Here is a 14,836-nt window from a genome sequence, read left to right on the forward strand (position 1 = left end):
CTACTGGTATTTTTATATTTGAACTATCAGCTGCAGGTTTCTTATTTTTGTTTTAGCTTGGCTATAGATTCGGAAATCATATCGACATCGTAAATACAACCGCGCCAAGTACCACCGCTGAGTGATTGAAGTAATGCCCATAAACGAGTATCTTCCGGCAATAGTGGATCGGGCTGTAAATTAGGATTTGATTGACGACGAGCTAATTCTTTTGCGCCTTCTTGCGGAGAAAGCTCATGCTCTCCATCTCCAAGGAAGTTCACACTTCCCGTCAAATTCTTGCAGTCAATCTTAATCTCAACAATATCGCCATCTTTTAACTTGCTGATCGGACCGCCAGCTAATGCCTCAGGTCCAACATGACCGATACATGCACCTGTTGAAACTCCAGAAAAACGAGCGTCTGTGATCAACGATACTTCTTTACCATAAGAAAGGTGCTTTAACGCACTAGTAACTTGATAGGTTTCTTCCATACCGGTTCCTGAAGGTCCTGTACCCATGATGACCAAAATATCTCCAGCTTTTACCTTATGGTGTTTAATATCGTAAACAGCTGATTTTTCAGAAAGGTATGTTTTTATTGGAGCTTTGTGATAATAGATACCCTCTTCATTTATCACCGAAGGATCTATCGCAGTTGACTTAATAACAGAACCTTCTGGGGCAATGTTGCCGATAGGGAATGTAATTGTGGACGTGAGACCTTTTTCTTTAGCTCGTTGAGGAGACATAATGACATCATCTGCACTCACCTGCTCCTGGCGTTCAAGAAGCTGTTTGAAAGTGCCCCTTCTTTCAGATTGTTCCCACCAATCTAGATTTTCTCGCAATGTACTTCCTGTTACCGTTAATACATCTTCATGAAGCAACCCTAGGCTGCGAAGATGTAGCATGACTTCTGGTACACCACCGGCCATAAATGCATTAACTGTAGGATGATAAACAGGTCCATTTGGTAGCACACTGACTAATCGAGGAACTTCTCGATTAATTCGAATCCAATCTTCTACTGTCGGAATTTTGCAGCCAGCTTGATGTGCTATCGCAGGTATATGGAGTAGTAAATTGGTCGAGCCACCAAATGCAGCATGCACCATCATGGCATTTTCGATTGCCTTATCCGTCAAAATGTCTCGCATAGTGATATTTTGCTTTAACAAATCCACAACAGCAGTTGCAGATCGTTGTGCAATATCAACCCAGACAGGCTCTCCTGATGGTGCAAGAGCAGAATGAGGAAGAGCTAAACCGAGACCTTCAGCAACGACTTGGGATGTACCTGCTGTTCCAAGAAATTGACAACCACCACCAGATGAAGCACATGCTGAACACCCCAGACGACAAGCTTGTTCAAGTGATAGTTCATTATTGGCAAACCTCGTTCCTATAGTCTGAACTTTACCATTATCTTCACCATGAACTGCAGGTAATGTTGAACCACCTGGAATAAGAACAGCCGCTTTATCATGCTGTGACGCTAACGCCATCATTGTTGCTGGCAAACCTTTATCACAACTAGCAACACCAATTACTGCTTTCGCCGTAGGAAGTGAGCGAATTAAACGACGCATTACCATAGATGCATCATTTCTATATGGCAATGAATCAAACATACCTGTAGTACCTTGTGTTCGACCATCACAAGGGTCAGAAACATAAACAGCATATGGGATAGCATTGTGGTTAGTTAACGTATCAGCGGCTGCTTTCATCTGAATATCTAATTCATAGTGACCTTGATGCAATGCTAATGCAGTCGGAGAACCATCACTATTACGCATTCCCCCTAACGTGCTTAGTAAGAGCACCTCATCTCCGAGTAATTTTTCCGGCTTCCATCCCATACCGGCATTCATCGTCATACCGAAAATATCACCGCTAGGTTTATTGATAAGCATATCGCCCGTCAAAGGCAAATTTCCTGTAGGACCCTTTGCATGAGTTCTGATCGTATAAATTTCATCATTTTCTATTTCATAGAGATGATTTACAGACATAATGCTCCCCTTACTATCCGATGATTTTTTGTTGGGAAAGAAATTGTTTAACTTGATTTTTAGTTGTTTCAGATGGAGGAAGTGTTGGAGGAAGACAATAGGTGTTGATGTCCAATCCTACATATTGCATTGCATGTTTAATAATGGAAATGAAAGGGCTATCCAAACCATATAAGCTAGGCATTTGAAGTAACTTTTTGTTTAAAGTAATTGCTGTTGCCCAGTCACCTTCGACGACAGCACGATATATACCAACCGATAACTGGGGTGCAAAATTAACACTAGCTGTAATGGAACCATCGCCACCGAGTAAAAGTGTATTCAGTAAGTGATCGTCATAACCACAAAATACTGAAAAATCTGGGCGATAAGACTTAACTTCATTGATCATTGAACGTAGGTGACCAACACTGTCGATGGTGTCTTTTATTCCTACAATATTGTCATATTTTGATACTAACAGCTTTACAAGTTGAGGGGACAGGTCCTGGCCAGTCAGGCTAGGAAAGTTATATAACATGATGGGCAGCTTTGTGGCACTAGCGATTGAATCATAATAATGAGTTAAATTCCGCTCCCCAACCTGCCAATAGTAAGGGTTTATAGCAATTACACCATTGGCGCCAATTTCTTCTGCATGACGAGTTAACTCTAATGCTTCTTTTGTGCTAGTTGACCCAACCCCAATAAGTACAGGAACTCGACCTCGAGCAGCCTTAACACCTGCTTCAGCCATCTCAAGACGTTGACGACCATTCATTTGACTAAATTCGCCGCCACTCCCAAGATAAAACAACCCATTAACGCCTTGTTCAATCAAGAAGTCAGCAACTCTATCTGCGGATTTGTTATCCACATTTCCATTATCATCAAATGTTGATGAAACTGGAGGAATAATTCCTTGAAAAATGGTTTTGTTCATATTTATTCCTTAATAGTTTAACTATTTAAATCTCTTTTTATAACCAAGGCCACGAGAAATATTATCTGCATATTTTTTAACAAGAAATACATAGCTATTGATATTTCTTTGAGAGAAAACATTAGGATTACCTGATAATGAAATTGCATAATTTACATGATGATAAATATCAAATATAGGTGCACTTATACATACAGAGTTATATGCAGACTCTTCCCTATCAATTGCCCAACCTCTACTTTTTGTTAATTCTAACTCTTTAACAAAATCAATTTTATTAACAATGGTATTTTTTGTATAACACCTCAATGAACAATTGTTTATGTAATAATCAATCTCACTAGCACTTTTCCAAGCTAATAATGATTTACCAAGCGCAGTAACATGTAATTCCAACTCTTTGCCTATCCAGCTTTTACGAGTTGGTACAGAAGAGCTAGACTCAATTTTATCTAAGTAAATCGCATGATTACGTTCAATTGTTCCTAAATGACAAATCAATCCGCTTTTATATGAAAGTTCTGTCATAGGCCTTTTGGTAATTTCAAAAATATCTTTTTTATGTATAGATTGACATCCTAGCTCATATATCTTTAAACCAAGTGAATATTGTTTACTTTCATTTTTAATTAAAAAACCAATTTCACACATTATATTAAGCAATACCAACGCACTACTTTTAGGTATATTAAGATTGGAAACTATATCCATAAAGCTAGCTGAACCAGCGTGACTGATATAACTTAATATCTCTTCAGTTCTAATTAATGATGTACCACCTCTATTACCCATAACTCATCCTATACGAATTAGATTAAAATAATATACCGGCGAATAAAACACTTAGTTCAGCATGCTGAACCAAAATAAAACCAGAATAGAATCCCAATAGTTATATGCGATTAAAACGAAATTTAATTTATTTGAAATAGATCACTTAATTTTAAAAAATAATTTATAACTAATAAGGACATAATAAATAATAATTTATATGTATTTGTAAGGAAGAATCATTCAAATAAAAAATGTATCGATTATTAACTTAATTAAAGATTAATTAAATGACATTAGTCGCATATTCTCAGTCATGTGATAGTTCAATATACCAATAAGTTAGATTCTATAAAAAAGCTAGTAGGTTAGAGAAAATGTGAGGTACTTCTTATAGATACCATAAGAAGTGGTGATGTCGCCGAATAGCACAGAAAAACAAAAATAGGTATGTATCTACATTAAAGCACGCAATAAAGCGAAAGTAAGACGACAAAGACAAGCTTTACTTTGAGCTGCTAACACAAATTAGATTTAGCTTAATAAGTAAACAGTTGCCACCTTACCAATTTTGCTTTTTCTATCCGATTTATGAAACACGTCTTTTAACGCTTGTCCAAAGTGAGGTCTTTAGGATTAGCAATACGGAAGTAATAGACGCCCGTTTGAGGGTGTTTGAATGGTGATGCCATAACACTCCGCTTTAACCAAACAGAGATGGCCTTGGGCAGTAACGAAACCTTATTAACCAAGGTACTCGTAGATACAAAAAAAGACGTCCTAGGACGTCTTTTTTCTTGAATGTGGCGGTGAGCAAGAGATTCGAACTCTCGATACGTTGCCGTATACACACTTTCCAGGCGTGCTCCTTAAGCCACTCGGACAACTCACCGTGTTTTCGTTAACTGTGTTAACGAGGCGCTAATTTAATGATTCTACTCAGGTTGGTCAAGTGCAATTGGCAAAAAAAGCCCTTTTTCTCGCACAACTGCCTACAAAATAACTGATTTGATCAAATTAGCTGCAAAGCATTCCAATAAGTGATGTTCTCTAACCTACGTGGTAATACCCTGGAACTCGAAACCAACGGCGACACATGTCGAGGAAGTAACCATAAAGAACGCCCATACCGCAAGAAATAACAGCGTTACTGGTTACCGCGGTCGCGATTTGGTCCCATGATGCACCTACCGTAAACAGAATCGCGGCATAGACTGGCGATTGAAATAGCACATAAGCCACTAAATCAGCACCGTTTTTCATCCAACGAGTATCCGATATCCGCTTACCCTGACGCAAAACGAAATCTCTGAACACTCCATAAGGCCATGCAATGGCAATATTAACTGGAATCGACAACGTTCTTGACGCTAAAGACTGTTCAAAACTCATCCCTGAAATAAATATCTCAACAATCATTCCTGAAATAAAACAGAACACGACCATAGCAAAGGTATCGGCAGCAGCATGCCGAATACAAAATGGGCCACGAGCTTTCATTTACATCCTCAAAAAAATAAATCACTAGCTATTTGCTTTTATTGTAAAACAGATGACTACACTAACCCTGACCATCCAGTTTATGGCGCTATTAAAACATAGCTTTTATAGTTTTAGATTCCGTATTTAAATATGTTGAGTTAATAAACCACTAGTTTTGCCGAGAAAACTAGCAGCTCTAGCTACTTTTTCGCTTTGGCCATTTATTACACAGTTTGAGTTCGCGTAATTCGGCAAAAATGACTCTGTATTACTCGCCTCAATAGACGGTTTAAAGGTACACTAGCGGCAGAATTGACAACAAAGTGGAAAGTAATTTTGACCCTTCAAGAACTGCTCGCTCAACCAGAGTTAAACGATCGTCTTCTTAACGAAGCACAAACGACTGGATTTGTAACTGCAATGGCCTGCACTCCAAATACCCTACCACCGCAAGAATGGCTACCTTATTTGTGGGGAGAAGAAGAAGTGGCTCCGTTTAGCGATGGGGAACAGTTAGAAAATTATTTAGAACTGATTATCAACATGTGGAATCATTTTCGTCCTGCACTATTGAATAATCAGTGGACTTGGCCGGAAGGTTACGAACTTGATGAGCAAGAAATCGTAAATGAATCGGTTCGAGATTTCTGTGAAGGTGTACTTCAAGGCTGGCAGCTCACTCGTGACGACTGGGAAAATATCATACCGCCAGAAAGTGAAGATGGTGTTTTACTTGCTGGGGTTATTCTGTCACTGAGCATGCTTTATGATCCTGAGACCTCTATCTCGACCCTAAGTGAACAAGGTGTTGAGGGACTAGAGCAATTTGAAGAAATTTACAATGCAATGCCAGCTATGCTGTGCGGGCTCACGTTGCGCGGTGCTCAGCGAGCTGAGAACCAATAAGACACGCTTGAGCGTGACAGAAAAGCGGCACCGGATACAAGGTGCCGTTACCATCATAGTGAATGGTGAAATTGCTCCCAAAGCCAGTTTGGGAGCGAACAGGAATAATAATCAGCTTAAACAATATGGTTTTCGCTTAACCGTTACGGAAAATATAGCTGTAAGCGTTAATGGCAGGCACACCACCAAGATGGGCATACAACACTTTGGAGCCTTTCGGGAAATAGCCTTTGCGCGTTAAATCAATTAAGCCTTGCATTGATTTACCTTCATAAACAGGATCGGTCATCATTGCTTCAGTGCGAGCAGCGATACGAATTGCTTCTACTGTTTCATCTGAAGGCACACCGTATGCTGGATAGGCGTAATCATCAATAATCACCACATCGTCTTTGGTAATCGATTGATTGAGTTCTACTAAATCCGCTGTATTTTGCGCAATACGGAGCACCTGCGCATGGTTTTGTTCTGGCGTACCAGATGCATCAATCCCAATCACTTTTTGTGCTCGACCATCAGCGGCAAACCCAACCACCATACCAGCCATCGTTGAACCCGTTACCGTACATACCACGACATAATCGAAGGTAAAGCCAAGTTCTTTTTCTTGCGCCCGCACTTCTTCAGCAAAAGCGACATAACCTAAAGCGCCATACTTGTGCTCAGATGCGCCGGCAGGAATGGGATAAGGCTTACCACCTTTTGCTTCAACATCCTTGAGCGCATTTTCCCAACTTTCACGAATACCAATATCAAAACCTTCATCGACCAATTCAACATGGGCGCCCATAACACGGCTCATCAATATATTACCCACACGGTCGTACACTGCGTCTTGGAAAGGAACCCAGCTCTCTTGAACTAAGCGGCATTTCATACCCACCTTTGCAGCCACTGCTGCCACCATACGCGTATGGTTAGATTGCACACCACCAATAGAGACTAACGTATCGGCCCCTTCTGCTATCGCGTCAGGAACAATGTATTCCATCTTGCGTAACTTATTGCCACCAAAGGCAAGACCACTGTTGCAGTCTTCTCGCTTTGCGTAGATCTCCACGTCGCCACCAAGGAACTCAGATAATCGACTCAGTTTCTCAATCGGGGTTGGGCCAAAAGTCAGTGGGTAGCGTTCAAATTTGTCCAGATTCATAGCAACTCTCCATCACGAAATAGTTGGGTGGCACTCCATCCCACCCGTTTTTTGTTGCTTTCAGCTTACCGAATCCGCATTGAAATGTGCTTTCTATTTTCTAGTTATTAATAACTACTATTTTCATAGTAAGAAAAACATGTTTAACTAAATTTCAAATAGTGACGGATTAACGGAAGAATATTTCATGGACGAATCATTAGATCGTATCGACTATAAGCTTCTGCGCTTATTACAACAGGATGGTCGTATCTCTAACGCCGATTTGGCGCAACAAGTGAATATCAGCGCAGCAACCTGCCATCGACGCGTCGACCGATTATTTAAAAAAGGCATTATTCACTCTGTTCGCGCCCTTGTTGAACCGAGTGCGATACAGTTAGGCAGTTTGGTGATTGTAGGAGTGGTATTAGATCGCTCTACACCAGAAAGCTTTGCGGAGTTTGAACAGGCGGTCACTCTCCTCCCCGTCATCATTGATTGCCAATTGGTTGCGGGAGAGTTTGACTATTTTTTACGGATTCGGGTAAAAGACATGGCTGATTTTAACCAACTGCATGCCTCTCAGCTGTTGGCATTACCTGGGGTACGCCAAATTAGAACCTTCTTTGTGATGAAAGAGGTGGTCGAAAATGCCCCACTCACTTTTTAGGTTCGACAATAAGCCGTATTAAAAACACAAGCCCTGCTCTGTTGCTCAACAGTTCAGGGCTTTGTTTGACACTTTGAACATTCGATTAACGAGTTAAAGTTTGCGCAAAGTCCAACATTCGATTCAGTGGAACCAAGGATTTCACTCTGGTTTCTTCATCGACAAAAATCTCATGCTTATCGCCGCCCTCTTGTAACGCAGCTTCAATAGCGACCAAACCGTTCATCGCCATCCAAGGACAATGGGCACAGCTGCGACAAGTGGCTCCGGCTCCTGCAGTAGGTGCTTCAATTAAGGTTTTTTCCGGCACCATCTGCTGCATTTTAAAGAAGATACCTTTATCGGTCGCTACAATCATTGTCGACTGAGGCAGCGTCTGAGCGGCTTTAATGAGTTGGCTAGTAGAACCCACCGCATCAGCAAGTTCTACCACACTAGAAGGCGACTCAGGGTGAACCAAAACGGCAGCATCAGGGTAAAGACCTTTCATTTTACGCAATGCATCCGCAGAAAACTCATCGTGAACGATACATTCACCATTCCAAAGCAACATGTCCGCTCCGGTTTGTTTGGCAATATAAGCGCCTAAATGACGATCGGGTCCCCAGATGATTTTCTTACCTTCACTATCAAGATGCTCGACGATCTCTAGTGCAATGCTAGAGGTTACAACCCAGTCTGCCCTTGCTTTCACTGCCGCGGAAGTATTGGCATAAACCACTACCGTATGGTCGGGGTGAGCATCACAAAACGCACTAAACGCATCGGCAGGACAACTCAAATCCAAAGAACACTCAGCTTCTAAGGTAGGCATTAAAATACGTTTTTCTGGCGTGAGAATCTTAGCGGATTCGCCCATAAACCTCACCCCAGCAATCACTAACGTAGTTGCGGGATGACGATTACCAAACTTCGCCATTTCTAACGAATCACCAACAAATCCACCAGTTGCTTCAGCAAGAGCTTGGATTTCTGGGTCGGTGTAATAATGGGCAATCAACACAGCATTGTTTAACTCTAATAGTGCTTTAATGCTCTGTGTGTATTGCTCTTTTTCTGCATCAGACAATGCGATTGGCTTGGGCGGAAATGGGTAAACAGTTTCAATTTTATCCAAGATATGTGTCATTGCTCTTGCTCTATACGGCTTTTTTGTGTTCTGACAGTTTACACCGATAATTTGCCAATACGCAAAATAGAGGTCTCATTTATCAAATGAATAAAACATAAAATCGCAGCACGCTTTTCGTTCCAAGAGAAATAACGCCAATTGCCGCCAATATCTGACCACAATGAGTGTCAGACAATCGCCATAAGACGCTGAAATAACCTTGTAGCAAACAAAGATAATTAGAAAAGAAGAAGGTGATATATGTGCAGTGCCAGACAAAAATAATGAGGAGCGCTCTCCCCATTATTTTGCCTGCTGCCAGTTTTGCTCTGCATTGTGAAACAAAACCAAGCTTTATTTCAAATGCGAACGAGCCACTTCAGCTGATGAACTGTTTGGATATTCATCAACAACTTGCTGGTAATACTTCTTCGCTTGAGCGGCGTTATTGTTACGAGTCGCGATATCACCCAACTTCACAAGTGAGTCTGCTCGCTTGTTTGATTTAGGGAATGAAATCACAGCAGCAAAACTCTTCGCTGCATCAACATCTTGTTTCTTAGCAAAGAACAATTGGCCTAACCAATAATGGCTGTTTGGTAAATAAACCGATTGAGGAAAGTCTTTTTGGAATTGTTGGAACGCGGAAATCGCACCGGTGTAATCATGTTTCTTCAAGATGAGGTCAACAGCATCTTGGTAAGCGGTTTGTTCGTTAACGTTAGCTGAATACGTTCCACCTTTACTGGCATCGTTGCTTTCATCTTCGCTTTTAGGCGCTGAAGTTGATGATTTCATATTGCTACGAACACGGTCGAGCTCTATAAACAGTTCGCGTTGACGCTGCACCATTTGTTGCATGTCGTAACTGTTTTTCTCGATTTGACCTCGTAAATTACGGATTTCTTGTGACATTTCATCCAATTGCTGCTGCATGCGCAATTGGGTTCTATTACGGTTTTCTAATAGGCGCTCCAAACGCTGAACATCTGTTTCAGATGCAGGGCCTGAGCTTACAGACGCGGTGTTTGCACTTGTATTGGAACTATTTCCAATCTCGGATACTGGAGCTGGTGCAGCGAGCACTGAGCTCGCTGCACTTGCCAGTAACGAAAGCGTGACTACGCGCTTTAAGTTACTGAACATGAGGTTCGTCCTCAATAATTAGTAAACGAGAACCGCACGACGGTTTTTCGCGTACGCTTCTTCAGATTGACCAAGAACTAGAGGTTTTTCTTCGCCGTAGCTAACAATTGAGATTTGTGCAGGTGCAACACCTAGTGCTTCTAGGTATTTTTCAACTGCTTTAGCACGACGCTCACCAAGAGCGATGTTGTACTCTGGAGTACCACGTTCGTCAGTGTAACCTTCGATAGTCACTTTAAGGTTGCTGTTTTTGCTTAGGTATGAAGCGTGAGCAGCTAGCATATCTTCGTAATCGCTTGCGATTGTTGAGTTATCAAATGCAAAGTATACAGTTTGATTTTCACGAAGAGCTTGCTCTTTAGCTTCTTGCTCAGAAACTTGAGCACTGCTGTCATCCATAGGAGTAACAACTGTGTTGTCAGTCGTTGTTTCTGTTGCAGGAGTAGATTGCTGTTGGTTTGTTTCAGAAGAGCCAGATGCATTTGCTGCATCATCGCTTGAACTACATGCTGTCATTGCTAGAACTGGTAGCGCGATCAGTAGCCCTTTAAGAACTTTATTAAGTTGCATCTTTATTTTCCTTACTATTGAAAAGTTTGTGCTTATAAAAACGGTGACCAAGCTGGAGCTCTTACGCGCCCATTTGTTGCTGGTAATCTCGCTTTAAATCTTCCATCTATTGAAACCATAGAAAGAACGTTAGTACCGTTATAAATCGAACTGTATATAACCATAGCACCATTAGGCGCGATACTTGGAGACTCATCAAGCAAAGTCTTCGTCAGAATTTGCACAGCTCCTGTTTCCAAATCTTGTTTTGCTAAATTAAACCCTGAATTGCTTTGGTTAACCATTACAAGATAACGTCCATCTGGGGTGATTTGGCCCCCCAAATTTTGATTACCTTGCCAAGTCAGGCGTTTAGTTGAACCATCATTTAAATTTACTTGATAAATCTGTGGTTTACCACCCCGATCCGAAGTAAAAATCAGTGATTTGCCATCCGGTAACCAAAATGGTTCGGTGTTGTTTGCACGGTCGTGAGTGATCTGCGTCAACTTACGAGTTTGCAGGTCAAGTATATACAGTTGTAGCGAACCTGTTTTAGACAAGACTAACGCTAACTTCTTACCATCAGGCGAAAATTCAGGCGCGCCATTATGGCGTGGGTATGATGTCAGTTTTTCTCGCTTACCCGTGTAAATATTCATCATGTAAATTTCAGCTCGGCCATTTTGGAAACTAACATAAGCCAGTTCCTTTCCGTCTGGTGACCACGATGGTGACATTAATGGCTGTTTAGAACGAAGAACTAATCTTTCGTTATAGCCATCATAGTCAGCAACACGTAGCTGATACGGATAGGCTTCTTTGTCATTCACAACAACATACGCTATCCGTGTAAGGAAAGCGCCTTTTTCACCCGTGAGCTTTTCATACACCAAATCTGAAATGCGGTGAGCATATTCACGCATGCGTTGTCCTGGCACAGTGGCAATTTTGCTAAATAGAATATGATCTTTTGACATAATCAATTGACCATCAGAACTTAGCCCTTTGCTTTGACCATTTGTTAGCTGACCACGTACCACATCAATGAGTTTGTACTTAATAACATAATCGCCCTTCGCATCTTGCGCGATGGTTCCTGTTAATAATGAATCAACCCCGAGCTTCGTCCAAGCTTCAAAATTAATGTCATCATCATTATATGGCGTCTGTGGCATTTTACTGGTTGGAACGGGACTAAATTTACCACTGCGCATCAAATCCGAAGCCACTACCGCCGAGACGTCTTGAGGAAGTTTTGATTTCCCTTCCCACTTAAAAGGAACAATGGCAATAGGCCGTGCCGCGTTGATACCATCTGTAATAACGAGATCCAAGGCCGCATTGGCCATGTGTAAACTGCTTAGCACTAAGCATAAGCATCCTAGAAGTAATCGCTTAAACACAAGCATTTCCTTTTTACTCTGGTGCAACGGTTAAGTTGATATTTTTTAATGTTTCGACGACTGCTGGATCTTTAGGCAAAGGGAAAGTACCCACTTGAGCGACCGCAGAGCGCGTTGCGCTACACAATCTCGAATCTCCGCCTTTAACACTTAAACTTCCTACGATAGCATCAGTGCCCGTCGGTATTAGCTTTAAGTTAACTATGCATTCTTTACCACGATAGCTATCTTCAATAATCAATTTTGCTTTAATCCTTTGCTGGTAAATTAATCCCCAACGTTGGGCTTCACTGGCTACGTACTTTGCCTGAGCGGACTGGTTTTCAGAAGACTCCGTTTCAAGGCCTTTAAAAATATCATCGAGTGCTTTTTGCTGCTGCTCTTTCTGCTGCTGCAACTTTCTTAAGCGTTCTTTTTCAGCAGCGGCTTTTTTGGCAGCTTCTTGCGCCGCTTTTTCACGTGCAATACGTTGCTGCTCAGCTTTCGCGGCCGCTTCTTTTTCTTTACGCGCTTTCTCTGCTGCTGCTTTAGCTGCCTTTTCTTGCGCTATACGCTGTTGCTCTGCTTTTGCCGCTGCAGCTTCTCTTTCCTTTCGTTGCGCTTCTGCTTTTGCTGCTAGGGCTTTTTCTTTACGCGCTTTTTCGGCAGCCGCAGCTTGCTCTTGCTCGCGCTGCTTACGCAATTTTTCCGCTTCTCGCGCCGCTTTAGCTTCTTGAACTTGCTGCTCTTTCAGCTTACGGATGCGTTCCTCTTCTGCGCGACGATTAGCTTCAAGCTGTTCACTCTCTCGACGCATCTTATCCAAGCGTTGTTGCTCTTTTTGTGCTGCAGCTTGACGCTGCTCACGAATTTGCTGTGCTTGCTTCTTAATTACCTGAGGGTCGATGACCACCGCTTCCACCATATTTCCGCTTGGCTTCGGCTTCTCCATCGAAAAGTCAGCCCCCCAAATCAACGCAGCAATTAACAATAAGTGCAATGCGAAAGATATCAGCAGAGGCTTCTTATAATAACTCTTGTTCTGTCTCTTTGTTTTCATGAACAGTACTAAGCCTAGTCCTTGATATCTGTTAACAAACCAACTTTGGGAATGCCCGCTTTACTTAACTCATCTAACACCATAACAATATTGGCGTAAGGCGTTGCCTTATCACCACCCACTGCAACTGGGGTTTCTGGGTTAATTTGACGCTCGGCTTTAATCCTCACGATGGCATCAGACAAAGAAACGCCACGTTGCATTTCTTCATCATTCACGCTAATTCCTAATTGTCCTTCTTTATTGATCTCGACAATAATAAAACTCGAACTATCACCAGCTAATTCAGAAGCCGGTTTCGCTGTCGTTGTTTTTGGCAAATCGACATCAACACCTTGAGTCACAAAAGGTGATGTCACCATGAAGATGATCAACAGAACCAACATAACATCGATATAGGGAACGACGTTGATTTCAGCTGTCATCTTCCGTTTTTTCGGTTGATAACCCGCCATAACCTATTCCTTTCCCGCCATCGCTTGACGATGCAAAATGTTGTGAAACTCTTCGGAAAACGTTGCGTAGTTATGCTCGAGCTTACTTACTTTATTACTTAAACGGTTGTAAGCGATAACAGCTGGAATCGCTGCAAACAGTCCCATCGCCGTCGCAATAAGTGCCTCGGCAATACCAGGTGCCACCATAGCTAAGGTGGCTTGTTTCACCTGTCCTAATGCAATAAAGGCGTGCATTATCCCCCACACGGTACCAAATAGACCGATGTATGGGCTGATAGAACCGACTGTAGCCAAGAATGGTAGATTGGTCTCTAGCTCTTCGACTTCACGACCAACCGCGACGCGCATAGAGCGACCCGTACCTTCCATCACATAATCAGGGGATGCTGAGTTGGTTTTATGTAGGCGAGCAAATTCAGTAAAACCGCAATAGAAAATTTCTTCTGTTCCGGCAAGATCGTCTTTGCGTTTTTTTGAATCTTGATACAGGGCAGATAGGTCACTACCCGACCAAAATTTATCTTCGAATTCATCAGCACTCTTTTGTGCTTTAGAGAGAGCTTTACTGCGTTGCAAAATCATTGTCCATGAGACAACAGACATGCCTAGCAGTAACAGCATAACCAATTTAACAAGGAAACTGGCTTGTAGAAACAGATCAAGAATTGAAATATCAGCACTCACTGGGGGTTAACTCCACACTTAATGACTGAGGCATCGCAATGGGCCTCATGTTCTGATTGTTGATACATGCTACCTTAACTATTGCTTTACACAATAGGTCGCCTTCAGGATTAACCAGCTCTTGACAGAATGTTAGGGAAGCCTTTTTAAGTTGAGAAACACTCGTGTTTACCGTCAGCTTATCGTCAAGACGAGCCCCTTTCAAAAAATCGATGTCTATATGTCGGACAACAAACCCGATATGTTGTTCCAGCAGAACTTGCTGATTGAGACCGATGCTGCGTAACATCTCAGTCCGAGCACGTTCAAAAAATTTGAGGTAATTGGCGTGATAAACCACTCCGCCAGCATCTGTGTCTTCATAGTACACAGTTACAGGCCATTCGAAAGTTTCCATAGTTTTGGCACGTTCTGTCAAAAAGTTAATACAACTGACTGATTACTATAACGCAACTTGTTGTGTTGAGTACAAGACTATGGGGTGATTTCACAAATAACTGATAAAAAATTAGCGCTGCCTCAACAAGACAGCGCTAACTTGATTAATTCATCAACAC

Annotated in this window: 15 protein-coding genes and 1 tRNA gene; 2 read left to right on the forward strand and 14 right to left on the reverse strand. The window is 41.9% G+C overall.

From position 1 onward, the window contains the following. Window positions 1-41: 41 nt before the first annotated feature. The 5 genes from JCM16456_RS09960 to JCM16456_RS09980 form a co-directional block, all read right to left on the reverse strand. On the reverse strand, window positions 42-2,000 hold the full coding sequence (locus tag JCM16456_RS09960; RefSeq protein ID WP_068714068.1) for a YjhG/YagF family D-xylonate dehydratase: 1,959 nt from the start codon (window positions 1,998-2,000) through the stop codon (window positions 42-44). A 13-nt stretch (window positions 2,001-2,013) separates the two neighbouring features. After that, window positions 2,014-2,922 carry a dihydrodipicolinate synthase family protein gene (locus tag JCM16456_RS09965; RefSeq protein WP_068714069.1) on the reverse strand — a complete coding sequence of 303 codons (909 nt, stop codon included), beginning with the start codon at window positions 2,920-2,922 and terminating at the stop codon, window positions 2,014-2,016. Between the two features lie 21 nt (window positions 2,923-2,943). Further along, window positions 2,944-3,714, reverse strand: coding sequence for an IclR family transcriptional regulator (locus JCM16456_RS09970; protein ID WP_068714070.1), 771 nt, complete (start codon window positions 3,712-3,714; stop codon window positions 2,944-2,946). A 783-nt stretch (window positions 3,715-4,497) separates the two neighbouring features. Further along, a tRNA-Ser gene (locus JCM16456_RS09975) sits at window positions 4,498-4,585 on the reverse strand. A gap of 158 nt (window positions 4,586-4,743) precedes the next feature. Next, entirely contained in the window at window positions 4,744-5,193 is a 450-nt protein-coding gene (locus JCM16456_RS09980) for an L-alanine exporter AlaE (RefSeq protein ID WP_068714071.1), read from the reverse strand. A 318-nt stretch (window positions 5,194-5,511) separates the two neighbouring features. On the opposite strand from JCM16456_RS09980, the gene JCM16456_RS09985 reads away from it, so the two are divergent. Next, a complete protein-coding gene (locus JCM16456_RS09985; RefSeq protein ID WP_068714072.1) occupies window positions 5,512-6,081 on the forward strand; it encodes a UPF0149 family protein in 570 nt (189 codons plus the stop codon). A 136-nt stretch (window positions 6,082-6,217) separates the two neighbouring features. Here the strand turns inward: JCM16456_RS09985 and JCM16456_RS09990 are convergent, their stop codons facing one another. After that, complete coding sequence (locus JCM16456_RS09990) at window positions 6,218-7,234, reverse strand: 1-aminocyclopropane-1-carboxylate deaminase (protein WP_068714073.1); 1,017 nt, start codon at window positions 7,232-7,234, stop codon at window positions 6,218-6,220. A 187-nt stretch (window positions 7,235-7,421) separates the two neighbouring features. On the opposite strand from JCM16456_RS09990, the gene JCM16456_RS09995 reads away from it, so the two are divergent. Beyond that, a complete protein-coding gene (locus JCM16456_RS09995) occupies window positions 7,422-7,886 on the forward strand; it encodes an Lrp/AsnC family transcriptional regulator (RefSeq protein ID WP_068714074.1) in 465 nt (154 codons plus the stop codon). Between the two features lie 85 nt (window positions 7,887-7,971). Here the strand turns inward: JCM16456_RS09995 and nadA are convergent, their stop codons facing one another. From nadA to ybgC, 8 genes are all read right to left on the reverse strand, one after another. Beyond that, a complete protein-coding gene (nadA, locus tag JCM16456_RS10000) occupies window positions 7,972-9,015 on the reverse strand; it encodes a quinolinate synthase NadA (protein ID WP_068714075.1) in 1,044 nt (347 codons plus the stop codon). Window positions 9,016-9,351: 336 nt separating this feature from the next. Next, window positions 9,352-10,143 carry a tol-pal system protein YbgF gene (ybgF, locus tag JCM16456_RS10005; RefSeq protein ID WP_068714076.1) on the reverse strand — a complete coding sequence of 264 codons (792 nt, stop codon included), beginning with the start codon at window positions 10,141-10,143 and terminating at the stop codon, window positions 9,352-9,354. 18 nt (window positions 10,144-10,161) lie between these two features. Next, a complete protein-coding gene (gene pal, locus JCM16456_RS10010; RefSeq protein ID WP_068714077.1) occupies window positions 10,162-10,713 on the reverse strand; it encodes a peptidoglycan-associated lipoprotein Pal in 552 nt (183 codons plus the stop codon). Between the two features lie 32 nt (window positions 10,714-10,745). Next, window positions 10,746-12,098 (reverse strand): Tol-Pal system beta propeller repeat protein TolB, encoded by a 1,353-nt coding sequence (gene tolB, locus JCM16456_RS10015; protein WP_068714078.1) that lies wholly within the window; start codon window positions 12,096-12,098, stop codon window positions 10,746-10,748. 13 nt (window positions 12,099-12,111) lie between these two features. Continuing rightward, on the reverse strand, window positions 12,112-13,137 hold the full coding sequence (gene tolA / locus JCM16456_RS10020; protein WP_068714079.1) for a cell envelope integrity protein TolA: 1,026 nt from the start codon (window positions 13,135-13,137) through the stop codon (window positions 12,112-12,114). Between the two features lie 14 nt (window positions 13,138-13,151). Next, complete coding sequence (gene tolR / locus JCM16456_RS10025) at window positions 13,152-13,592, reverse strand: protein TolR (RefSeq protein ID WP_068714080.1); 441 nt, start codon at window positions 13,590-13,592, stop codon at window positions 13,152-13,154. A 3-nt stretch (window positions 13,593-13,595) separates the two neighbouring features. Further along, complete coding sequence (gene tolQ, locus JCM16456_RS10030) at window positions 13,596-14,279, reverse strand: protein TolQ (protein ID WP_068714081.1); 684 nt, start codon at window positions 14,277-14,279, stop codon at window positions 13,596-13,598. Further along, window positions 14,269-14,676: a tol-pal system-associated acyl-CoA thioesterase gene (ybgC, locus tag JCM16456_RS10035; RefSeq protein ID WP_068714082.1), complete on the reverse strand. Its 408-nt coding sequence runs from the start codon at window positions 14,674-14,676 to the stop codon at window positions 14,269-14,271. The genes tolQ and ybgC overlap by 11 nt, the downstream gene beginning before the upstream one ends. Window positions 14,677-14,836 lie beyond the last annotated feature (160 nt).

The organism is Vibrio tritonius (assembly GCF_001547935.1).
Classification (GTDB): Bacteria; Pseudomonadota; Gammaproteobacteria; order Enterobacterales; family Vibrionaceae; genus Vibrio; species Vibrio tritonius.